At 62.2% G+C, this 21,458-nt stretch carries 21 protein-coding genes; 4 read left to right on the top strand and 17 right to left on the bottom strand.

Going from position 1 to position 21,458, the window contains the following annotated elements; all coding sequences use genetic code 11:
• Nucleotides 1–102: 102 nt before the first annotated feature.
• Complete coding sequence (locus GBB11_RS01480) at nt 103–312, bottom strand: DUF3046 domain-containing protein (RefSeq protein ID WP_151548744.1); 210 nt, start codon at nt 310–312, stop codon at nt 103–105.
• A gap of 265 nt (nt 313–577) precedes the next feature.
• Here GBB11_RS01480 and GBB11_RS01485 point away from each other — a divergent pair, with 265 nt between their 5' ends.
• The 3 genes from GBB11_RS01485 to GBB11_RS01495 are packed head-to-tail and all read left to right on the top strand — an operon-like array spanning nt 578 to nt 2,483.
• Entirely contained in the window at nt 578–1,180 is a 603-nt protein-coding gene (locus tag GBB11_RS01485) for a biotin transporter BioY (protein ID WP_151548745.1), read from the top strand.
• Entirely contained in the window at nt 1,181–1,867 is a 687-nt protein-coding gene (locus GBB11_RS01490; protein WP_151548746.1) for an energy-coupling factor ABC transporter ATP-binding protein, read from the top strand.
• A 4-nt stretch (nt 1,868–1,871) separates the two neighbouring features.
• Entirely contained in the window at nt 1,872–2,483 is a 612-nt protein-coding gene (locus GBB11_RS01495; RefSeq protein WP_151548747.1) for an energy-coupling factor transporter transmembrane protein EcfT, read from the top strand.
• A 145-nt stretch (nt 2,484–2,628) separates the two neighbouring features.
• On the opposite strand, the gene GBB11_RS01500 is transcribed toward GBB11_RS01495, so the two are convergent.
• The 4 genes from GBB11_RS01500 to pgsA all read right to left on the bottom strand — a co-directional run bounded on the left by GBB11_RS01500 (nt 2,629) and on the right by pgsA (nt 5,232).
• On the bottom strand, nt 2,629–3,462 hold the full coding sequence (locus GBB11_RS01500; protein ID WP_151548748.1) for a PspA/IM30 family protein: 834 nt from the start codon (nt 3,460–3,462) through the stop codon (nt 2,629–2,631).
• Nucleotides 3,463–3,643: 181 nt separating this feature from the next.
• Complete coding sequence (locus GBB11_RS01505; protein ID WP_151548749.1) at nt 3,644–4,003, bottom strand: helix-turn-helix domain-containing protein; 360 nt, start codon at nt 4,001–4,003, stop codon at nt 3,644–3,646.
• A 97-nt stretch (nt 4,004–4,100) separates the two neighbouring features.
• The gene (locus GBB11_RS01510; protein WP_151548750.1) at nt 4,101–4,601 is read right to left on the bottom strand and encodes a CinA family protein; all 501 of its coding nucleotides are present in this window, start codon (nt 4,599–4,601) and stop codon (nt 4,101–4,103) included.
• A 4-nt stretch (nt 4,602–4,605) separates the two neighbouring features.
• Entirely contained in the window at nt 4,606–5,232 is a 627-nt protein-coding gene (pgsA, locus tag GBB11_RS01515; RefSeq protein ID WP_151548751.1) for a CDP-diacylglycerol--glycerol-3-phosphate 3-phosphatidyltransferase, read from the bottom strand.
• Between pgsA and GBB11_RS01520 the strand changes: the two genes are divergently transcribed.
• Nucleotides 5,231–5,524 (top strand): YciI family protein, encoded by a 294-nt coding sequence (locus GBB11_RS01520; protein ID WP_151528579.1) that lies wholly within the window; start codon nt 5,231–5,233, stop codon nt 5,522–5,524. The two genes, pgsA and GBB11_RS01520, sit on opposite strands and share 2 nt — an antisense overlap.
• A 20-nt stretch (nt 5,525–5,544) precedes the next feature.
• Here GBB11_RS01520 and GBB11_RS01525 read toward each other — a convergent pair whose 3' ends face one another.
• The 12 genes from GBB11_RS01525 to GBB11_RS01580 form a co-directional block, all read right to left on the bottom strand.
• Nucleotides 5,545–6,627 carry a TerC family protein gene (locus GBB11_RS01525; protein WP_151548752.1) on the bottom strand — a complete coding sequence of 361 codons (1,083 nt, stop codon included), beginning with the start codon at nt 6,625–6,627 and terminating at the stop codon, nt 5,545–5,547.
• A 213-nt stretch (nt 6,628–6,840) separates the two neighbouring features.
• On the bottom strand, nt 6,841–10,128 hold the full coding sequence (locus GBB11_RS01530) for a DNA translocase FtsK (protein WP_192796293.1): 3,288 nt from the start codon (nt 10,126–10,128) through the stop codon (nt 6,841–6,843).
• A 114-nt stretch (nt 10,129–10,242) separates the two neighbouring features.
• Complete coding sequence (locus GBB11_RS01535) at nt 10,243–10,872, bottom strand: TIGR03085 family metal-binding protein (RefSeq protein WP_192796292.1); 630 nt, start codon at nt 10,870–10,872, stop codon at nt 10,243–10,245.
• Nucleotides 10,873–10,947: 75 nt separating this feature from the next.
• Nucleotides 10,948–13,077, bottom strand: coding sequence for a ribonuclease J (locus GBB11_RS01540; RefSeq protein WP_151548754.1), 2,130 nt, complete (start codon nt 13,075–13,077; stop codon nt 10,948–10,950).
• A 2-nt stretch (nt 13,078–13,079) separates the two neighbouring features.
• A complete protein-coding gene (gene dapA, locus GBB11_RS01545) occupies nt 13,080–13,985 on the bottom strand; it encodes a 4-hydroxy-tetrahydrodipicolinate synthase (RefSeq protein ID WP_151548755.1) in 906 nt (301 codons plus the stop codon).
• A 90-nt stretch (nt 13,986–14,075) separates the two neighbouring features.
• Complete coding sequence (gene thyX, locus GBB11_RS01550; RefSeq protein ID WP_151548756.1) at nt 14,076–14,828, bottom strand: FAD-dependent thymidylate synthase; 753 nt, start codon at nt 14,826–14,828, stop codon at nt 14,076–14,078.
• Between the two features lie 54 nt (nt 14,829–14,882).
• Nucleotides 14,883–15,635 (bottom strand): 4-hydroxy-tetrahydrodipicolinate reductase, encoded by a 753-nt coding sequence (gene dapB, locus GBB11_RS01555; protein WP_151548757.1) that lies wholly within the window; start codon nt 15,633–15,635, stop codon nt 14,883–14,885.
• 78 nt (nt 15,636–15,713) lie between these two features.
• Nucleotides 15,714–16,979, bottom strand: coding sequence for a galactokinase (galK, locus tag GBB11_RS01560; RefSeq protein ID WP_151548758.1), 1,266 nt, complete (start codon nt 16,977–16,979; stop codon nt 15,714–15,716).
• Nucleotides 16,980–18,167: a galactose-1-phosphate uridylyltransferase gene (gene galT / locus GBB11_RS01565; RefSeq protein WP_151548759.1), complete on the bottom strand. Its 1,188-nt coding sequence runs from the start codon at nt 18,165–18,167 to the stop codon at nt 16,980–16,982.
• A gap of 228 nt (nt 18,168–18,395) precedes the next feature.
• Complete coding sequence (locus tag GBB11_RS01570; protein WP_151548760.1) at nt 18,396–18,656, bottom strand: cell wall anchor protein; 261 nt, start codon at nt 18,654–18,656, stop codon at nt 18,396–18,398.
• A gap of 27 nt (nt 18,657–18,683) precedes the next feature.
• Nucleotides 18,684–20,345, bottom strand: a complete 1,662-nt coding sequence (locus GBB11_RS01575) for a sodium:solute symporter family protein (RefSeq protein ID WP_151548761.1) — start codon at nt 20,343–20,345, stop codon at nt 18,684–18,686.
• 92 nt (nt 20,346–20,437) lie between these two features.
• Complete coding sequence (locus GBB11_RS01580; protein ID WP_192795865.1) at nt 20,438–21,361, bottom strand: aldose epimerase; 924 nt, start codon at nt 21,359–21,361, stop codon at nt 20,438–20,440.
• Nucleotides 21,362–21,458 lie beyond the last annotated feature (97 nt).

The following is a 21,458-nucleotide window of genomic DNA, read 5'->3' on the forward strand; positions in this document are numbered from 1 at the left end:
CAAGGATCACACTAGCGCCCGCGTGCGACACTATCGAACAGATTACGGGCACACATGTTCTAATGCAACTTTCGTTATCCCAGTACAGCCCTTCTTGCCGCGCTAGTCATCCACACCCAAGTGCCGTTCGGCCGGTACATCAAAATCCGCACAGAGATGCCACCAGATATCCCGCAGATCAGTGCCCTGTCCCTCCATGAGCTCGGCGGCCGTCTGCCCCCAGCGGCTGAGCACATGGGAACGCACGATCCACTGACCGTACTGTTGCCCGAACTCGTCGGTCACGAGCTTCAGGAATTGTGTTTCGCGCATAGCGCCCATCGTAACCCGCTCGGCGTTCTCGCCTACAGCGCCCCATCCAGTCCCGCGCGGTGCCGAGCCACCGAAGGCGACGTCGATAAGCGCGAGGAAGTTCTCCGTCCCCCATGTTCATAGGCGCTCTCAACGACTACAGTAAGACACACGTTTTGTTTCTTCTCAGGTGACACTAAGTCGCTGCCGCCTGCTGAGGGTAGTCGCGGCGTTCCGTGCCCGCTGAGATCCGCTCCCTATTGTGATTATTAAGGATTCCCCACTTATGGCCGCCTCTCCCTCCCGCTCCACAGTGCGCGATATCTCCTATATCGCGGTTTTTACCGCATTGATCATCGTTTTCGCATTCGTCACTATTCCCGGTGCCGCCGGCGTGCCCATCGTGTTGCAGAACGCGATCGTGGTGCTCGCGGGCCTCGTGCTGGGTGGTCGTCGCGGTTTCTACACGGCGGGGCTGTTCCTTCTCATCGGCATGCTGGGGCTGCCGGTGCTGGCGGGCGGTCGTTCCACCCTGGCGGCGCTGGCGGGGCCGACGATCGGCTATCTCTTTGGCTATCTCTGCAGCGCGTTCATCGCCGGTGTCATCGCCTATAAGGCGCGGCCGCGCAACAAGAGCAACTTGGTGATGGCGGTGAGCTTCGGTGCCTTCGTGGGGCTGCTCGCCCAGTACCTGCTCGGCGCGATCGGTCTGTGGCTGCGCGGCGATATGGGCTTCGGTGAAGCCATCGTCATCCACGGCACCTTCCTGCCCTTGGATGCGCTGAAGTTCGCCGCCGCTGCCGCTATTGCCGTCGGCGTGCACTCCGCATTCCCCGACATCATGGCTGAGGAGAAGCGCCGCCGCGAGCCCTCCCACACCACGATCTAGATGCCGCGCATCGTCTTTTCCTCCGCCAGCATCAGCTTTGATGGCGATCGGGTGCTCGATCCGATCTCTGTGGAGCTTGAGGAGCAGCGCATCGGCATCATCGGCGCCAATGGCGGCGGCAAATCCAGCTTCATCCGGCTGATCAACGGCCTCGGCGAGCCCACCAGCGGCTCGGTGAGTGTCGATGGGCTGGAGGTGGCCAGACACGGCAAGAAGGTGCGTCGGAAAGTCGGTTTTGTCTTCACCGACGCGGAGAACCAGATCGTGATGCCCCGCGTGGAAGACGATATTCGCTTCTCCCTCAAACGCCTCAAGCTCAGCTCGACCGAGCGGGATGCCCGCGTCGAGGAGGTCATGGAGCGTTTCGGGCTGAGCGCCTATCGTGAGCACTCCCCGCATACGCTCTCTGGCGGGCAGAAGCAGCTTCTGGCCTTGGCTGCGGTGCTGGTGATGCAGCCGGAGGTGCTGATCGCCGATGAGCCCACCACCCTCTTGGACCTGCGCAATCGCGAGCAGCTGCGCCGCATTGTCGCCGAGCTGAGCCAACAGGTCATCGTGGTCACCCACGATCTCGGCTTCATCCGGGACTTCGACCGCGTGCTGTGGATCGATAACCACACCATCCGCGAAGATGGCCCGCCGGCGGAGGTTATCGCCCACTACGAGCGCGCCATGATCGAGGGCTAAGCCCATGCGTTCGGTCCCGCTCAGCATCTACGTTCCCGGCCACACCCCCATGCATCGGCTGCCGGCGGCCGTGAAATTCTGCGGCCTCATCATCTTCGTGATCGCCGCCGCGGTGGTGGTCTCCTCCCCCACCCGCGCCGCTATCGTCCTCGCGCTGGTCGCCGCCGGCTATCTGCTTGCCCGTATCCCCGCGCACATCGCGTGGAGTCAATTATGGCCGACGCTGCCGCTCTTGCTCCTTCTCGGCGGCTTTCAGTGGTGGCAGAACACGCTTATCGACGCCATCACGCTGGTGCTCCTGCTCTTCGCCTCCATCGCTGCCGCGGTACTGCTCACCCTCACCACGACAATTGCCGAGATGATGCACTCGCTGGAGTCCATGCTCGCCCCCACCGCCCGCTGGGGTGTACCGGTAGAGACCATCAGCCTGGCCATCTCGTTAACCATCCGGTTGATCCCGCTGCAGCTCAACGCCGTGAACGAGGTACTGGATGCCAGGAAGGCACGCGGGGTTGATTTCTCCCTCACCGCCCTTGGCACCCCCGTAGTTATTCGTTCTATTCGCCGCGCCCGCGCCATCGCTGATGCCCTATGGGCGCGCGGGGTAGGCGATTAATCCTTCCGTAGACACACAAACGCTGGCCCAGACACATTCCGGTGTGCGGGCCAGCGTTAATGCTTGGGGCAGTACTACCCCCTAAGCCGTGTGCGCGCCCTGTGTGCATCTCTCGATGCCGCGAGGGCGGATACGGGCCGAGGAGTTATTCGCCACGGATTTCTCGCATGCGCTGCTGAATGGCATCGTTGCTCACCGAGTTCGAGGAGGGGCGAGGCGACTCGATGGACTGCTGGGGAGAACCGGACTCGAGAGCATCCCCACGCATATCGGAGCGGATCTGCTCCAAGCGGGAATGGCCTGCCATCTGTACGCCGGCTGCCTCAACCTCGGCCATGCGGCCTTGGACGCTGTTTTCTGCCAGCTCGGCGCGGCCCAGTGCGTTGGAATAGCGCCGCTCGATCTTCTCGCGCACCTGATCCAGGTTCGGGGTGTTGCCACCAGCAGCCACGGAGTTCATGGACTCCAGGGACTCGGTGACCTTCTCCTGCATCTTGGCCTGCTCGAGCTGCGAGAGCAGCTTGGTGCGCTCGGCGACCTTCTGCTGCAACACCATGGAGTTGCGCTCCACGGCCTTCTTGGCTTGGGTGGCCTGCTGCAGAGCTTGATCGTGCAGCTTCTTGGTGTCCTCCACAGACTGCTCAGCAGTGACCAGCTGGGCGGCGAAAGCCTCGGCAGCGTTCTCGTACTCCGAGGCCTTGGCCTCATTGCCCTCGGCGCGGGCTTGATCGGCCAGCTTCAGCGCCTGGCGGGTATTGCCTTGGAGCTTCTCGATCTCGGAGAGACGGCGGTTGAGCTGCATCTCCAACTGGCGCTGGTTGCCGATCACGTTGGCAGCCTGCTGCGAGAGCTCCTGGTGCTGACGCTGGGCTTCCTCAATGGCCTGCTGAATCTGAATCTTCGGATCCGCGTTCTCCTCGATTTTCGAGTCGAACAGCGCCATCAAGTACTTCCATGCCTTAGTAAAGGGATTAGCCATAACGCTTTCTCGTCAGCCTTTCTTGCCACAATGTGTATTCCTGCGCTGATTGTACGTCAGCAGGTATCGAACTGGCGCGCACGCACAGCACTACGCACCACAGCGTCCATCGGTGTCGCACCTAGCTCGTGCCGCCAAGCGTATCCAGCTCGGCGATCACTCTAGGCGCAGGGGGACGGTCTTACACTTTCGCCAAGTCCGCCTGCGCAGACTCCACTGCCATTGAGCCAGCGGCCTCGATGAGCACATCCGCGACACGGGTATCGAGTGCATAACAGACCGCGGCCAGTAGCTCGGAGGAGACCTCCTTGCGGCCTCGCTCCAATTCGGAGAGATAGCCTGGGGAAACACTGGAGGCCTCTGCGAGCTCGCGGAGGGTGATGCCCTTATCCGCGCGGAAGGACCGCAAGGCTGCCCCAAGAGCCTCGCGCAACAGCGGCTCCTCGGGACGCGAGGATGCCATGGTCTCCGCGCCTGCCGAGTCGGGGCGCACCCGATGGGCGCCGAGCGGCTGATCTAAAAGAGCTGTGTAAGTTGCCATCACTTCTTCTAACGTCTCGGGGACACCTTTTGTTCCCCGCGCCATCATCGGCGCGGCACGCGGTGGTGGTTGTGCACCCACTGTAGTTGCTTCTCGTTCACCCCAGCGGCATAGCGTCGATATGCTCGCGGCCGAAGTCGATCGCCTCGGCCACCGCCTGCGCGCGAATCCCCTGTCGGCTACAGCGGCGGGGCGGCGACATCCGGCGCACCCGCACGGCGTGCTCGCCGCTGGCTACGGCCATCCATACTTCCCCGACGGGATGCCCATCCTGTCGCTCTGGGCCGGCCACGCCGGTGAGGGCGATCGCGATGTCGGCACCGCAGGCCCGGCGAGCTCCACGCGCCATCGCAGTGGCACATTCCGGGGATATAGGGCCGAATAGGTCCAGCAGCTGCGGATCCACCCCAGCGAGTTCGCTTTTTAGCTCCGTGGCATAGGTGACTAGACCACCGCGCAGAACCGCGGAGGCGCCGCTGATATTGGCGAGCGTGCCGGCGAGCATTCCGGCGCTCAAAGATTCACAGCAGGCCAGAGTCAATCCGCGCCTGCGCAGCGCGTCGAGCAGCGCTGCCGCGGCGGTATCGAGAGAGTCCACGCTCTTAATTGGCCTTGCGGCCGTCGATAATGTACTGCACACCTGTGACTACGGTCACCACCACAGCGGCCAGCATCACCACAAAACTGGGGATGTCCATCCACCCTGGCAGCGGCAGCAAATAGAGCCCCACGGCAATGGTTTGTAGCGCGGTCTTGAGCTTGCCGCCCTTGGAGGCCGGAACCACCCTTCCGCGCCGGAGCTGCACCATGCGCCAGAAGGTAATGCCCAGCTCACGCGCCACGATGACGATGGTGACCCACCACGGCAGCATGTCAATGAGGTTGAGGCACACCAAGGAGGTGATCATCAGCGCCTTATCGGCTATGGGATCAGCGATCTTGCCGAATTCAGTGATCAGCCCGCGTTTACGCGCGATGTCCCCATCGAGCTTGTCGGTGAACATTAACATGGCGAACATGATGAACGCGGCCCATTGCCAGCCATTGTTCTGGCCTTGGCTCGTCAGCACCAGCCACGCGAAGGCGGGCACGAAAATAATGCGCAGCGATGTCAATACATTCGGCAGATTGAAATTCGAGGGTCGCTGCACGGAGTTAGCTGCTGGGGTGCTGTTGCTCGGGTCCTTCACGCCTTCAACCCTACCTTGCGACCTATAATTTGAAACCATGAAGGTTTTCGCAGTGGAATACTCCTACTCCCCCAGCTCCGAAAAGATCGCCGAGATTCGGCCCGTACACCGCGAGTTTCTTGGCGATCTCAAGCAGCAGGGAAAGCTCATCGGCTCCGGCCCCTACACCGACGGCGAGGGTGGCGCGCTCATCCTCATCGCTCTCGAGGATGAGGCAGGTATCGACGATGCCCGCGCGCTCATGGACCGCGACCCCTTCTACACGGGCGGCGCACTGGAGTCCCGTTCCTTTAAAACCTGGAACCCCGTGCTCAACGTCTTCGATATCTAGCGTGAGGGCGTCTCGCCGCCCTAGTCCTGGGAGGCCTCCACGCGGGCACTGCGCTGCGCGGCATCGCCGGTGGCGCTGTCCTCGTGCTTACCCAAGAGCTTGTTCGTGGAGATAGCCACGGCCCCTTGGGCCTCATCGCGCTTGCCCTTGATCCAGGACGCCACAATGGTCAGCACCAACACGCCCACGATGAAGGCCAAGGACATCCAGGTGCCGATCTCGGGCACATGCACATCCTCGCCGCCATTGATGAAGGGCAGGTTGTTTTCGTGCAGGGCGTGCAGGATGAGCTTCACGGCGATGAACGCCAGAATGATGCCCAGGCCATAGGCCAGGTAAACGAGGCGATCGAGCAGCCCATCGAGCAGGAAGTACATTTGCCGCAGGCCCATCAAGGCCAAGGCATTGGCGGTGAAGACGATATAGGCCTCGTTGGTCAGCCCATAGATGGCGGGGATGGAATCGAAGGCGAACATCACGTCGATAAAGCCGATCGCCACCAGCGCCATCGCCATCGGGGTAAAGAAACGCTTACCGTTGACGCGGGCGGTCATCTTATCGCCGTTGTAGTCGTCCGTCATCGGAATGAACCGGCGGGTGAAGCGGATAATCGCCATGTCCGCAGGATCGGTCGGCGGTGCATCCTTCGCCTCTTCCCACACGGTTTTGATCGCCGTGTAGAGCAAGAAGATACCGAAGAGATAGAAGATATCCGACCAGGCATTAATGGCGGCCGCGCCCAAGAGAATGAATACGGTGCGGAAGACCAACGCCATGGCGATACCGAAGAGCAGCACCTTTTGTTGATACTTGCGGGGAACATTGAAGGTGCCGATGATCAGCGCGAACACGAAGAGGTTGTCCACGCTCAATGCTTTTTCGGTGACGTAGCCGGAGAGGAACTCCAGGCCGCGTTGGTGATCCCAAACCAGCCACACAAAACCGCCGAAGAGCATGGCGAGCACCACGTAGAAGGCGGTCCAAAAGCCGGCTTCTTTCAAGCTCGGCTCGTGCGGGGTTTTGACGTGGGTAAAGAAGTCGAATGCGATGAACGCAATGACAATCACGGCCGTGAGCACCCACACCCACAAAGGCACATGCATAGTGATTATCCTCCGGTGCGAAAAGTAGTTACGTACCGGAGGTCTCCCCCACCGCGTAGTGGGCTGGTGGGACCGGGGCTGCTGCACGCCATCGCGGTACAGCGGCGGCCGTGCTGACGATCACCACCATTTCAGGGGTACTCCCCTCCATGACGGAACCCACTATATACGAAAAACCCGCACACATTGATCTCCATGTGTGCGGGTTCGGTCTTAGAACACTCCGCCGGTGGGATTCGCATCCACGGTCTTCACCTCGGGGCCATCCTCTTCCTTAGGCGCCTCGGCGGGATCGGCGCCCTTGATCATCCACAGGATGGTGTCCAGCTCATCGGGCTTGACCAAGACCTCGCGGGCCTTCGATCCCTCGGAGGGTCCGACCACCCCGCGAGTTTCCATGAGGTCCATGAGTCGGCCGGCCTTGGCGAAGCCGATGCGCAGCTTGCGTTGCAGCATGGAGGTCGAGCCCACCTGGGCGGTGACCACCAGCTCCACGGCCTCGAGGAGATCCTCGAGATCGTTGCCGATATCCGGGTCGATATCCTTGCTGGCTTCCGCCGACTTATCGTCGGTGACGCCCTCGGTGTACTCCGGTTCGGCCTGGGCCTTAGCGGCCTCCACCACTGCCTGGACTTCCTCGTCGGTCACATAGGCGCCCTGGATGCGCTGCGGCTTGCCGGCGCCTTGGGGAATGAACAGGCCATCGCCCATACCGATGAGCTTCTCCGCGCCGCCCTGATCGAGGATCACGCGCGAGTCAGTGAGCGAGGAGGTTGCGAAGGCCAGACGAGAGGGCACGTTCGTTTTGATCAGACCGGTGACCACATCCACCGAGGGGCGCTGCGTGGCTAGCACCAAGTGAATGCCTGCGGCACGCGCTTTTTGCGTGATGCGTACGATGCATTCCTCGATTTCCTTCGGCGCGGTCATCATCAGATCGGCGAGCTCGTCCACCACGCACACGATATAGGGATAGGGCTCGATCACCCGCTCCGAGCCCAGCGGTGCCTGGTACTCGCCGCTTTTGACCTTGCGGTTGAAGTCCTTGATGTGGCGCACGCGCGCCGACTTCATGTCTTGGTAGCGCTGCTCCATCTCATCCACCAGCCACTGCAGAGCGGCCGCCGCCTTCTTGGGCTGGGTGATGATCGGGGTGATCAGGTGGGGAATCCCCTCGTAGGGGGTGAGCTCCACCATCTTCGGGTCCACCAGGATCAGGCGCACATCCTCCGGCCGCGCACGGGTGAGCAGCGACACCAGCAGCGAGTTGACGAAGGCGGACTTACCGGAGCCGGTAGAACCCGCCACCAACAGGTGCGGCATCTTCTGCACCGAGTGGGAGACAAAATCGCCCTCAATGTTCTTACCCAAGCCGATAACCATCGGATCGGGATTGTCATGAGTTTCTGGGCAGCTCAGCACATCGGCGAGGTGCACCATCTCGCGATCGGAGTTGGGCACCTCGATACCCACGGCGGACTTGCCGGGAATCGGGGTGAGCAGACGCACGTTATCGGTGGCCGCCGCATAGGCCAGGTTGGACTGCAGGTTGGTCACCTTCGAGACCTTCACGCCCGGGCCCAGCTCCACCTCATAGCGGGTGACTGTGGGGCCGCGGGAGAAGCCCGTTACTTGGGCGTCCACTTTGAACTCATTAAAGACCTCGGTGATGGCCTCGATCATGCGGTCATTGGCAGCCGAGCGGGTCTTCGGCGCGCTACCGGCCACCAACAGATCGGTGGAGGGCAGCTCATAGTCGCTGTCATTATTGGCCACCGGTGCCGGCTCGCGCGCCGGCTCCTCCCGCTTATTCAGCTCGCTACGCGGCGTGGAGGCCGGAATCGCCGCCGGATCCACCGTCGAGACCTCAGCCGCATCCGACTCGGGCACAGCAGGCTTCGGAGCAGCGGGTGTCGGCGCGGCAGGCTGCGGGGTAGCCGGGCGCGGGCTGTGCGCGGCGGTGCGGGCTGCGGCAGAGCGCCGCACCGCGTCATGGGAGCGTTGTACGGCATCGTCGCTGCGCTCGGCTGCTGCTGCGTAGTCCTCGTCCGCATAGTCATCCTCTGCCTGCTCGGGATCTTCTGCCGGCAGCGGAGAGTCTGTACCGATGGCCGCGAAGGAACTGGTGGTGTGCGGATCACTCGGGGTGTAATCACGCGGCAGCACCGCAGTCGGCTCCGCCTCGGAGGTGGAGTACTCGGGCTGCGGGGCCTGCTGAGTGTCCTCGGCGGCGGCGGTGTAGCGGGGGCGCGGGCTCGCGCTCGGGCGCGGGGCAGGCTGCTGCGGGCTGGCGGCCACACGGCGCGGAATCTCCGCGCTGTCTCGCTCGCGCTCGCGGCGGGGACGAGACAGCGAGGAGTCCTCCACCAGCGGGCTCTGTGCGGCGTCCTCGTCGAACTCGGATTCTGCAACGGCGTCGATATCGAACTCCTCCGACTCGCCGCGGCCGAGCTGTTCGCGGATCCACAGGGAGCAGATATCCACGAATTCCCGCACGCTGATATCGGTGACGCGCAAGGCGCCGTAGATGATGACGAGCGTGAGAATCGGCACGGCCACATAGGAAGTAAAGCCTAGAGCCAGGACTCCGCCGAAGAGGGTGCCGATAATGCCGCCGGAATCGGCGCGCCCCGCTGTGGTCGTGGGCTGGCCGGAGAAAATATGGATCTGCCCCAGCATGCCCGCCACGATCAAGGCGGTGCCCACAAGCACGCGTAGCCGGTGGGTGGCCTTGGGGAAGGTGCCCATCATCACCACCACAGCCACAGCGATCAGTGCGATCGGCAAGAGGTGCGCGCCGGCGCCGATGAGCCATTGGCTCGAGCCGGCGATGACACGGCCAACGGGGCCCGCCACGTTAAACCACATGCTGGCGGCGATCACCGCAGCCACGCCGACCAGGCTGAGACCAATGCCATCGGAATGACGCTCAATAAAGTCTGGGACGCCGGCGGTGTCTTTCGCCGCGGGCGCCGTGTCCGTATCCGGCTCGGAGGCGGTGGGCTCGGAGCCATAGGAGGAACGCGAGCCACGCGGGCTCGCCGTGTAGCCGCTGGAGTCTGTTTCATTGAGGGGGTAGGCCTCATGCGGGGTACGAGCTCGCCGTATGACAGTGGTCTCCTCCTCCGATGCCTCGCCGGTATCGGCCTGCTCCGCCGCTTTCACGGCTTTGGCGGCCTTACGCTGCTGGGAGCGCTCAGCCATACGAGCCTTGCCCTGGGCCAGCTTCGCGCCCATGCCGCGGGTGGCGTTCGCGGTAGCGCTGGCCATAGCGGATACCCCCTGCCCCACGGCCACCAAGGCACTGCCGGTGCGCTCGCCGGAGCTTTCCGCAGCGCGGTAGGCAGGGTGGGTAGAGGTCGTGACCACCGAGGTGGATCGGGTAGAACTGGCCGAGCGTGAAGAACGCCCAGTGCTCGAACTACGGCCTGGGCGCGAGGTGGAGCTAGAGGGGCGCTTCTTCTTCCTCCGGGAAGATCCGGTTTGGCTCGTGACAGTCATGCGTTTTAGTCTATCCCCTCACATCCCTGTAGTCACAGCAGCAACACGGGCGTGGGGCGTGATCCGTGAAAAGAACTGTCGATCGCACCGCCCCAGCCGCGACCGCGGCCGGTACTAGAGGCTTTTCTTCTTCACTCCGGATTCATCACCCAGGATGCGCACATCCACCGGCTCGCGGCCGAAAAGCCACAGCACGATCTCGCCGATATCACCGATCACGGTCACTACCTGGTCCTCGGCGGAGGCGACCTTGCGCTTATCCCCCACCACGAAGCGCGAGAGCTCACTGGTGGTGGGGACACAGGCCACGGCCGAGCCCTTGGACGAGACCATGGTGCGCCCTAAGGTTTTGGCCACCTTGTAGAGCTCGCTTTCCTCTGCGGTACTCAGTTCCCGCTTGGTCCATCCCTCTTGGGCGCGGCGAACATCCTCGTGGTGGACGAAGTTCTCGGCGGTATTCATCACCGAGTCAAAGGGTTTGAGTAAGGTGGGCGGGCCGGCGGCCCATTCCTCCACGATCGTCTCATAGCCTTTATCTGCTAAAAGCTGCTCCACGGCGTCGTCGTGGGCGTCTGCTAATTGCGGGATCACAATGCCGCCGGCGGCGCGCACATTGGTCTCGCGGGCAAGTAGGTGCGCGGCTAAGTACTGGGTGTCCCACCCTTCGCAGAGAGTAGGAGCGGTGGGGCCGAGCTCTGTAAAGAGTGCGGCGAGTTTCTGGCGTTCTGATTGAGAAAAAGACATACGCCCCATCCTAACCAGTTTCAGCTAGCTAGGACTGGGACGTATCGCGTGGTCGCGCCTGAGCGCGACTACTTTTTAGAGCGAGGGACGAGCAGCCTTGATGTCGTCGTCGTCAAGCGCATCGTCCTTCGAGCGCATGGGGATGACGGTCGGCACGATCATCGGCTGGCGGCGCCACTTCTTCTCCACGAAGCGGGAGACGGTGCGCCGCAGCTTCTGCACCATGCGGTAAGGGTCGCCTTCGCCTTCGCCGGCGAGATCGGTCATGGTATTTTCCACCATCTCAGTGACCTCGCGCATCATGTCCTTGGACTCCTCGGAGAAGCCCTTGGCCTGGACGCGCGGCGTTTCCAGCAGCTGTCCGGAGCGGTTGTCGATCACGGCGGTGATGGAGATCAGGCCGCCCTCGCCGAGGGAGGTACGATCGGCCAGCACCTCGGCGTCCACGTCACCCATGGTGACGCCGTCGACGTAGAGATTGCCCACCGGGATCTGGCCCACAACCTTGGCGCGGCCCTGATCCAAGTCCACGACCACACCGTTTTGGGCGAGCACGACGCGGTCGCGCTCCACACCGGTGGAGATAGCCAGTTCCTTGTTGGCGCGCAGGTGGCGCCACTCGCCGTGCACCGGCATGGCGTTCTTCGGACGGGCGGCGTTGTACAGGAAGAGCAGCTCGCCGGAGTAACCGTGGCCGGAGGTGTGCACCTTGGCATCACGGCCGGTGATCACGGTGGCACCGATCTGGGCCAGCATGTTGATCACGCCGAAGACTGCTTCCTCATTGCCGGGCACCAGCGAGGAGGAAAGGATGATGAGATCGCCATCGCGGACGGTGATCTGCCGGTGCTCGCGGCGGGCCATGCGCGAGAGCGCAGCCATCGGCTCACCCTGGGTACCGGTGGTGATGAGCACGACCTTATGCGGTGCCATACGGGAGGCATCGTCCATGGAGACGATGGTGCCCTTCGGCGCCTTCAGGTAGCCGAGCTTCTCGGCGATCTCCATGTTGCGGATCATGGAACGGCCATTGAAGGCCACCTTGCGGCCGGCGGCCACGGCCGCGTCCACGGCAGACTGCACGCGATAGACATTGGACGCGAAGGACGCGATGATAACGCGCTGCTTCGCCTCGGTCACCAGACGCTTCAGGGTGGGGGCAATGTCTGCCTCCGAGCCGGAGACACCGGGGGTGGTGGCATTGGTGGAATCGCAGAGGAACAAGTCCACGCCCTCGTCGCCGAAGCGGGAGATAGCAGGAAGGTCGGTGGGACGACCATCCGTCGGGGTTTGATCCAGCTTGATATCGCCGGTGTGCAGCACTAGGCCGGCACCGGTCTTCAGTGCCACGCCCAAGCAGTCCGGGATAGAGTGGTTGACCGCGAAGAAACGCAGATCGAAAGGACCGCGCTTTTCGTGAGAGTCCTCGTTGATGATCGTCAGGTTCGGACGCTGGCGGTGCTCCTGGCACTTGGCGGAGATCAACGCGGCGGTGAACTTGGAGGCCAAGATCTCCAGGTCGGGCTTGAGCTTGAGCAGCCACGGGATCGCGCCGATGTGGTCTTCGTGGCCGTGGGTGACCACGAGGACGTCGAGGCGATCGAGGCGGGACTCGAGGTAATCGAAGTCAGGGAGGATCAGATCCACGCCCGGCTCACCCGAAGAGGGGAAGAGCACGCCACAGTCGATGAGCAGCAGACGGTTGTGGTATTCGAAGACGGTCATGTTGCGACCGATCTCGGAAATACCGCCGAGGGCGATGATGCGCAGCCCATCCTTCGGCTGCTTCGGCGGCTCCGGCAACGGCTGGGTGAGGTCGGCGCCCTGCATGGTGTGCACCACGGAGCGGCCGCCACGGTCATTACCGCGACCACCGCGACGGTTATTGCCGCGGGAACCATTGCGGGAACCGCGCTTATTCGAGCCGTTGTTCTTGGAGTTCTTGCCTCCATTCCCACCGTTAGAGTTGTTATTGTCCCGGTTATCGCCGCTCGCGGACTTCTTCGAAGAAGAACCGCCGGACTTGCCGCCAGTGGACTGCTTGCCGCCCTGGGAGTTCGATTTCTTCGAACCCTTAGAGTCGGACTGGGAGGACCCAGAGTTATCGGACTGGGAGGGGTTGGCTTCACCCGGGGCTTGGAATTCGACCTCGGGCGGTCCCGCCTTACGCGTCACCTTACGAGAGCGATTACGGGGTTCATTCATATTTATAAGACTCCAGCTTGTTCTAGATTATTTCGGAGCTCGGTCATGTCGTCGTCATTCGCGGGTATTTGCGGCAGACGCGGAGCTCCCACGTTAATTCCTTGCAGCTGTAATGCTGCCTTAGCCATGGAGACGCCACCCAATCGGCCTTGAGCGGCGACAAGGGGCGCGAGCGTTGCGTTGATCTCGCGGGCGCGTACAAGATCGCCTTCATCGAAGGCGGTGTACAAGTCACGGAGCTGTTGCGGTGCAACGTGCCCGATCACGGAGATAAAACCGCTGGCTCCAAGGGAGAGCCACGGAAGGTTGAGGGGATCATCGCCCGAGTACCATGCCAGACCGGTTTCGGCGATCAGAGTGGTAGCCCCAACGAGGTCGCCCTTGGCGTCCTTGACAGCCTGAACCTTCTCGTGCTCGGCTAGACGCCTCATAGTATCAGACTCCACAGGAATCGCAGACCGACCGGGGATGTCATAGATGCACACCGGCGCATCGGTGCTATCGGCGATCGCGCGGAAATGCTGGTACACACCCTCTTGGCAGGGCTTCGAATAATACGGCGTGACCAGCAGAAGTGCGTCCGCGCCGGCATCCCGAGAGGCGCGCGCCAGCTCCTGCGAGGCGGCCGTGTTATTGGTGGAGGCCCCGGCCACAATGGCGATATCGTCGCCCACCTCGGCGCGGATTTCTTTAATAAAGGTGATTTTTTCTGCCTGCGTCGTGGTGGGCGATTCGCCGGTGGTACCGCCCAGGATGAGCGCATCCACGCCCCGCGACGTCAGATGAGCCGCGAGCTTTCGTCCGGTAGCCACGTCGAGGCGATTGTCCTCATCGAAGGGGGTGATCATCGCTACGCCCACGGTACCGAAGACATCGGTTCCGTTTTTCTCGGCAAATCCAGTGTTCATGCTGTATCTAGCTACTCTCTGTGTGTCGGGATGGTGTCTGCTTCCGCGGCGGAAAAAGGGAGTATATCGCCTGCCCCAAGCGTCTCCATTTTAGGACACGCCCACATAGGGACTCGACGCCATGGGCGAACCATCGCTGAGGATGGCGATATCGAAATCACCAAAAACCACCGGGGCGGCGTCCTTGAGCAATTCGAGGCAGCGCACGGCCACGGTTCGCATCTCCTCATCGGCGTGCTCGGTGGCGCGGGTGGCGATGAAGTGTCGCCACGCCCGGAAATTACCGGTCATCACGATGCGCGATTCGGTGGCATTGGGCAGCACCGCGCGCGCTGCTTGCCGGGCCTGCTTCTTGCGCAGCAGGGCATTCGGTTCGTCGGCGAGTTTCTCCTCTAAAGCGGCGAGCAGCTCATCATAGGCGAAACGGGATTCATCCATCGCCCGATCAAACAGCCGCCGCAATTCGGGGTCGCGGTCGATCGCGCTCGGCACCACCACCGTGGCTTGGTCGGGGTGCACGAAACGCTGCGAGAGCTGCGAAAAGGAGAACATGCGGTGACGCACAAGCTCGTGGGTGCAGGCCCGCGAGATGGCGCGAATATACATCGTGGCTTGGGCGTGCTCGAGCAGCGCGGTATGCCCCACATCGATAATGTGGCGAATATAGGCCGCGTTGCTCGCGGTGCGTGGATTCGGCTTATCGAAGCTCTCGTAGCAGGCCCGCCCGGCGAACTCCACGAGCGCCTCGGCCCCTTCTGCATCGGTGCTCCAGTCGATATCGCTCGGCGCCTGAAACGAGGTGCAGGCCACCAGCTGCACCGATAAATCCTTATGTGTTGCCACCTCTACCGTACTTTCTTTTTCGCTTATCGACGCATCCCTGGCTGCTATCGCCACTTAGAGCCCGAGGTAGTGCTCCAGTCCCACAGTGAGCCCGGGGTGCTGGGCATAGTTACGCACGCCCACGAGCACCCCGGGAATAAAGGAGGTGCGATCATAGGAGTCTTGCTTGATGGTCAGCGACTGGCCCTGGGTACCGAAGATCACGGTCTCGTGGGCCACGGTGCCGCTCATGCGCACGGCGTGCACCGGCACTCCCTGCACATCGGCGCCGCGTGCCCCCTCGAGGGACTGGGTGGTGGCATCCGGTTGGCTGTCCATACCGGCCTCGCGGCGGGCCTCGGCGATGCCCTCCGCAGTGTGGACTGCGGTACCCGAGGGCGCGTCCAGCTTGTTCGGGTGGTGCATCTCAATCACCTCGGCCGACTCGAAGAAGCGCGCGGCCTGGCGGGCGAATTGCATGGTGAGCACCGCCGAGATGGCGAAATTCGGGGCAATGAGCACCGAGGAGCTGGAGTTTTCCAGCCAGCCACGCACGGTCTCGAGGCGCTCGGCGGTGAAGCCGGTTGTTCCCACCACTGCGGAAATATTGTGGGAGATCATGAACTCGAGATTGTCCATCACCACGTCCGGGGTGGTGAAATCCACCACTACCTCGGCTCCCGATTCGACGAGCGCGTCTAGACTATCGCCCCGATCGAGTGCCGCGACCAGGCGCAGATCCTCGCTGGCTTCCACGCCCGCTACAACCGCCTGGCCCACCCGGCCCTTCGCTCCGAGGACGCCAACTGCAATGGTGGATTCTGCCATGATGTTCTTCCCTGCTCCTTGAGATAGCTAAAAGACTGGTGGGTTAATCTACCCCACCAGTCTAGGCAAGCGTCCCTGTTATGTGTGGGAGAACCTACCGTGCGCGCTCTCCACAATGCGTGCGCCCCAGCTCGGCATGGCGAGCAGGAACTCTGGCTGCGGGTAGCCGCGCTCCGCGGCGCGCTCGTTGATGGCCTCAACCAGTTCGGTTGCGGTGCGAATATCGATCAGCGCGATGGCCGAGCCGCCGAATCCACCACCGGTCATGCGGGCGCCGAGGGCGCCGAACTCGCGGGCGGTATCCACCACGAGGTCGAGCTCCTCGGTGGAGACTTCATAGTCGTCCCGCAGCGAGGCGTGGGAGGCCCACATGTGCTCGCCAAAGCCCTGCAGGTTGCCGTCGACAAGCATCTGCACAGCCTCGGAGGTGCGCTCGATCTCGCTGATGACGTGCCGCACCCGACGGTGCACTACTTCCTGCCATTCTTCCTCCGTGCTGCCCTCGGGCACATTCTGTGCCGCCCACTGCTGGGCGACGGTGAAAGGATCCTCGACCTCGCGGAGGGTCGCAACGTGGGCGTGGGCGGTGACCCCGTCGATCACGGCGCGGCGCGAGGCGTATTGACCATCGGCCAGCGAGTGCGGGGCGTTGGTATTGCACACCACCAGGGTGTAGCCGGCGGCACCGACATCAAAAGGCACCAGCTGCTCGGAGTTGTCGAGGAAGTCGATAGCCAGGGCATTATCTTCCTGGGCAAGCAGGGAAATGCGCTGGTCCATACCGCCGGTAGAGGCACCAACGACCTCGTTTTCTGCGCGCATGGCGCACTCGACGAGACGGCGGCGACGACGCGGGGTCATCTCCATGCCCGCCAGGGCCATGGCGGCGGTGATGGCGGAGCATTCGATTGCCGCGGAGCTGGACAGGCCAGCACCAAGCGGAACATCGGAGACCATGGCCAGATCCATGCCCTGCTCCGGCAGAATGCCCGCCTCGATGGCGGCCCAGACCGCACCGATGACATAGCCGGCCCAGTTGTCGGGATGCTTTGGACCGACCTCGTCGATCCGGCACTCCACCACCGCGGGATCGGCGCCAACGGAGCTGACGCGCAGCACATCGTCGGGGCGCGCCGCGGCCGCAATATAGGCGCGGTTGTGCAGCGCGAAGGGCACGCTGATGCCGCCGGCGTAGTCGACGTGCTCCCCGATGAGGTTGACGCGACCCGGCGCCGCCACGACCACGCTCGGATCGGCGTCGAAGATCTCGCGGAAGTGCTCCTTGGCGCGCTCAATGCCCTGCGGAGCCTCGAGGGTGTCCATCCACTGGACGCTCTGTGTCATTTACTTCTCCCCTGCCTCAAGAATCTCTCGGAAACGATCGGCAATGCGTTCAGGGGTGGTGTCCGAGATCCACGCCCCCATGCCGGATTCGGAGCCGGCCAGGAACTTCATACGGTTCGGGGAACGCATCATGGAAAATAGCTGCAGGTACAGGCGGCCATAGCGGCGGTCCTCGCCGATCGGTGCCTGGTTCCAGCCTGCGATGTACGGGGTTTTCTCCACTCCGTCAAAGAAGTTGTCCACTGCCCCCAACAGGCGCAGATAGATGCGCGTGAGCTCATCCTTTTCCGCATCGTTGAGGCAGGCGAAGTCATAGGCCTCGGCGCGCTTGGCCATCACCATGACCTCCACCGGCCATTCTGCGGCGGCGGGCACGAAGGCGATGAAGTGCTCACCGTCGATGAGTACGCGGCGGCCACTGTCCTGCTCGGCGCTGATAATCGCGTCGAAAAGCGAGCCCCCCTTGCTGTCCTCATAGGCCTTTGCCTGCGTCAGCACCGCTTGGGCGCGCTTCGGCAGATAGGGATAGGAGTAGATCTGGCCGTGCGGGTGCTGCAGCGTGACTCCGATTTCCTTACCGCGGTTTTCGAAGGGGAATACGATGCGCACGCCCTCGATCTCCGAGAGCTCCTTCGTGCGGTGTGCCCATGCTTCCACCACGGTGCGGGCGCGGGTAAAGCCGAGGTCCTTGAAGGACTTGCTGGGCTCGGGAGTAAAGCACACCACCTCGCAGCGGGCTTGGGCGGCACCGCGAGGATAGAGTTCGTTGCCATCGACATAGCCGGAAAAGTCCACATCCTCGGGGATGTGCAGCGACAGCGAGGGGAAGCGGTTTTCGAAGACCACCACGTTGTAGTCATTGGCTGGGATCTCGGTGGGGATCTCTCCAGGGGTGGTGGGCGCCAAGGGATTTTCATTGGCCGGCGGCATGAAGGTGCGATTCATGCGGTGGGCGGCAAAAACCACCCATTCGCCGGTCAAGGGATCACGGCGCATCTCCGAGACCGTGCTCGCAGGGGGCAGCTCGCGGCTATCGTGCAGCTCGCGAGTAGCTTTCCCCGAGACATAGTCCGGCTCGTCATCAAAGTAGATGAGCTCGCGACCATCGGCGAGACGGGTGCGGGTGATAGCCACCTCGGGGGACGCGGAGTCGGAGACGCTCCTCGCAGTCTCGTCTGGCATTGCCATGAAACATTCACTTCCTTAAACGAAGAATTCGACGACGCTCAAAGCCACTCCCGTGAGCCTGCTCTGAGAGGGAGATGATGAAGTTATGTAAAAGAAAAGCGTGTGTGGTGTGCCCTGCCACGGCTCGCAACTGACGCGTCGCGGCAGGATGTCCAGCCGGGGCAGCTGGACACACCATTAGCCCCGGACTGTACCGCGAGGGACGATCGCCCCTCGCGGCGTGCAGTATTACTTAATGTCCTCGATGTCATCGGGGACGATGATCGGACGCATCTTCGCCCACGCGAAGAAGACGATGGCCACAACAGCCATCATAAGGCCGGTCCACAGGTTATAGGTGGCGTCCTTGGCCACACCGGTAGAGGGATCCACACCGGGATCCAAGAGCAGCCAGGAACCCAAGAGGATCACAGCGTAGAGGCCGATGAGGCCGCCGATGACGTTGCGAATATCGAAGGCGCCAGCCTTGTGGGTATCTTTCTTAGCCATGGTTATTACTCCTTCCTTGATCTAGTGCTAGGCGAAGATCACGTTGAGCGCGATCACGAGAACCATGCAGAGGATACCGAGCGGCACCGTGCGGTTGTACCACGGCAGGCTGGCCTCAGCAGCGTCGGTGAGGTTCTCCTTCGGGGTCACCGACTTAACAAAACCAACCAGCTCATGATCCGGCTTCGGCTTCGTCATCAAGGAGACCACGATGGAGAAGGTGATGTCCACGATGAAGGCGATGGAGGCAGCCACGAACGCGGTGCCCTGACCGGGCAGGTTGAAGAAGCCCGATTCCACCGAGGAGAAGGTGGCGATGGCCCAGTAGGCCATGGCGGAGAGGGTACCCAAGACCAGGCCCACCCAGCCGGCGGTCGGGGTCATGCGCTTCCAGAACATACCGAGGATGAAGGTGGCGAACAGCGGGGCGTTGAAGAAGCCGAACAGAGTCTGCAGGTAGTCCATCACGTTGCCGAAGTTCTCGGCGATCAACGCGGTGAACACAGCGATGAGGGTAGCCAGCACGGTGGCCATACGGCCGACCTTGGTGTAGTAATCATCCTGCTTATCTTTGACCACATAGCCCTGCCAGATGTCATAGCTCATCACGGTGTTGAAGGCAGAGATATTGGCAGCCATACCGGCCATGAACGCGGCGAGCAGACCTGCCAGCGCCACACCGAGCAAACCATTGGGCAGCAAATCACGCATCAGATAAAGCATTGCGTCATTCGGCTCAGCGCTGCCGTTCATAATCGGGGTGACGGTGGCACCAGCGATCATGCCGGGCACAACCACCACGAAGGGAACGAACATCTTCGGGAAGGCACCAATGATCGGGGTCTTACGAGCCGAGGAAAGTGAATCAGCAGCCATGGAGCGCTGCACCTCCACGAAGTTGGTGGTCCAGTAACCGAAGGAGAGCACGAAGCCCAAGCCGAAGGTCAAACCGATCACCGAGATCACCGGGTTATCAAAACCGGAGATCTCCGTACCCGGCCAGGTGTGGAAGTGGCTTTCGTTTTCCACAGCGTCCTTCAGACCCTGCCAGCCACCGATGTTGTGTAGACCAATCAGGGTCAGCGGCAGCAGTGCGGCGATGATCACGAAGAACTGCAGCACCTCATTGTAAATAGCTGCCGAGAGACCACCGAGGGTGATGTAGCTGAGCACGATCACCGCAGCGATAATGAGGGTGACGATCAGCGGCCAGCCCAGCAGGGAGTTGACCACCTTGGCCAGCAGCAGCAGGTTAATACCGGCAATGAGCAGCTGCGCCACGGCGAAGGAGATGGCGTTAACCAAGTGTGCGCCGGGGCCGAAACGCCGCAGCATGAACTCGGGCACCGAACGCACCTTGGAGCCGTAGTAGAAGGGCATCATCACGATGCCGAGGAACACCATGGCCGGCACAGCGCCGATCCAGAAGTAGTGCATGGTTTGGAAGCCATACTGCACACCGTTGGCAGACATGCCCACGATCTCGACGGCTCCCAGGTTAGCGGAGATGAAGGCGAGGCCAGTCACCCACGCAGGTAGCGAACGGCCCGAGAGGAAGAAGTCGATGGAGCTCGACACCTTCGAGCGGGCGGCCCAGCCGATTCCGAGAACGAAGACGAAATATAACGCGACGATCGCGTAATCGACCCACGTGGCGTCAAGCCGGAGCGCGGATTCAGCGACGATCATGTTGCTTTCTCCTTGGGTTGGTTTGTGGCTCCGCGAGCATTCTTCCGCAAAGCCTGCTTGGTTATGAGTGTCTATATTTAGTTAAAGAGCTTCTAGCCTGCGGCGATGGAGAAGTTGATACTCAGGCTTTCTTCGGGATCTAGCTCCGCCGCCCCATGGGAGCGGAAAGCATTGACCGGTGCCGACATCGGTTCGACCGCCAGAGCCCGCCCCACTCCGGGATAACCGCAGTCATAGGCGGGATCAGCCGTAAAGACCTGCAGCCACGGGGTGCGCATATCCGAACGCAGCACCACGGATGTATCGCTGTCGCGATGCCGCAGGGTGACTTCATAGGCAGAGGGCTGCTGAGGCTTGTCGACGCTGAAGCAGTGATCAAAGAACACCCCATCCATCGCTATCCCCGTGGCCACATCCTCGTTAACACCGAGATGGGTGGTGGCCGTCATCGGTCCCGCGGGCAGATTGCGGGTCGTTTCCAAAGGCAGATAGCTGCCACAGGGAAGAGTGAGCTCGCATTCATCCAGCGGCGCGCCGTGGGCGGTGATATACGGGTGGAAGCCCACGGCTACGGGCACAGTCTCATCACTGGCATTGCGCACTCGATACGCACAGCTCAATCCCGTGGCCTCATCAAGGCTCCAGGTAACGCTGTGGTGCAGCGCCCAAGGCCAGCCTTGGTGGTGGCCATCGTGCAGCTCGAGTGTCACGGAAGCCTCGGAGCTGTCCACACACTGCCACTCTTGGTAATGCACGAAACCATGAATAGCGTTGTTGCGCTGCGGTTCGGTGATCTCCAATTCATGGGTGGTGCCGTGGAAAATGAAGACTCCGCCATCCACTCGGTTGGGCCAGGGGCTCAAAATATTGCCGGCATTCATCGGTGCATCTGCACCCGCCTCGTACCCGATGAGCAAGGGAGCGCCTCGATAGCTCAGGGTGCGCACTCCCCCACCTCGTGTGGTGATCGTTGCGGTGTAGTCGCCGGCTTTGAGGGTGATATCGCGGGTGGTCATGAGTGCGCGCCCCTTTCCGTGCATTGTGCGGGAAGCGTTGCTGCTCCACCGCCCCACTAGCTATGAGGTACCACACACCCCTACAGGCTCAGGTAAT

Source organism: Corynebacterium sp. 74A, assembly GCF_008930665.1.
GTDB classification, from domain to species: Bacteria; Actinomycetota; Actinomycetes; order Mycobacteriales; family Mycobacteriaceae; genus Corynebacterium; species Corynebacterium megadyptis.

Bases quoted from the DNA above. Each gene is read 5' to 3' on its own strand.
- GBB11_RS01480 (WP_151548744.1), bottom strand. From the start codon at position 312: ATGCGCGAAACACAATTCCTGAAGCTCGTGACCGACGAGTTCGGGCAA.
- GBB11_RS01485 (WP_151548745.1), top strand. From the start codon at position 578: ATGGCCGCCTCTCCCTCCCGCTCCACAGTGCGCGATATCTCCTATATC.
- GBB11_RS01490 (WP_151548746.1), top strand. From the start codon at position 1,181: ATGCCGCGCATCGTCTTTTCCTCCGCCAGCATCAGCTTTGATGGCGAT.
- GBB11_RS01495 (WP_151548747.1), top strand. From the start codon at position 1,872: ATGCGTTCGGTCCCGCTCAGCATCTACGTTCCCGGCCACACCCCCATG.
- GBB11_RS01500 (WP_151548748.1), bottom strand. From the start codon at position 3,462: ATGGCTAATCCCTTTACTAAGGCATGGAAGTACTTGATGGCGCTGTTC.
- GBB11_RS01505 (WP_151548749.1), bottom strand. From the start codon at position 4,003: ATGGCAACTTACACAGCTCTTTTAGATCAGCCGCTCGGCGCCCATCGG.
- GBB11_RS01520 (WP_151528579.1), top strand. From the start codon at position 5,231: ATGAAGGTTTTCGCAGTGGAATACTCCTACTCCCCCAGCTCCGAAAAG.
- pgsA (WP_151548751.1), bottom strand. From the start codon at position 5,232: ATGGTTTCAAATTATAGGTCGCAAGGTAGGGTTGAAGGCGTGAAGGAC.
- GBB11_RS01525 (WP_151548752.1), bottom strand. From the start codon at position 6,627: ATGCATGTGCCTTTGTGGGTGTGGGTGCTCACGGCCGTGATTGTCATT.
- GBB11_RS01530 (WP_192796293.1), bottom strand. From the start codon at position 10,128: ATGACTGTCACGAGCCAAACCGGATCTTCCCGGAGGAAGAAGAAGCGC.
- GBB11_RS01535 (WP_192796292.1), bottom strand. From the start codon at position 10,872: ATGTCTTTTTCTCAATCAGAACGCCAGAAACTCGCCGCACTCTTTACA.
- GBB11_RS01540 (WP_151548754.1), bottom strand. From the start codon at position 13,077: ATGAATGAACCCCGTAATCGCTCTCGTAAGGTGACGCGTAAGGCGGGA.
- dapA (WP_151548755.1), bottom strand. From the start codon at position 13,985: ATGAACACTGGATTTGCCGAGAAAAACGGAACCGATGTCTTCGGTACC.
- dapB (WP_151548757.1), bottom strand. From the start codon at position 15,635: ATGGCAGAATCCACCATTGCAGTTGGCGTCCTCGGAGCGAAGGGCCGG.
- galK (WP_151548758.1), bottom strand. From the start codon at position 16,979: ATGACACAGAGCGTCCAGTGGATGGACACCCTCGAGGCTCCGCAGGGC.
- galT (WP_151548759.1), bottom strand. From the start codon at position 18,167: ATGGCAATGCCAGACGAGACTGCGAGGAGCGTCTCCGACTCCGCGTCC.
- GBB11_RS01570 (WP_151548760.1), bottom strand. From the start codon at position 18,656: ATGGCTAAGAAAGATACCCACAAGGCTGGCGCCTTCGATATTCGCAAC.
- GBB11_RS01575 (WP_151548761.1), bottom strand. From the start codon at position 20,345: ATGATCGTCGCTGAATCCGCGCTCCGGCTTGACGCCACGTGGGTCGAT.
- GBB11_RS01580 (WP_192795865.1), bottom strand. From the start codon at position 21,361: ATGACCACCCGCGATATCACCCTCAAAGCCGGCGACTACACCGCAACG.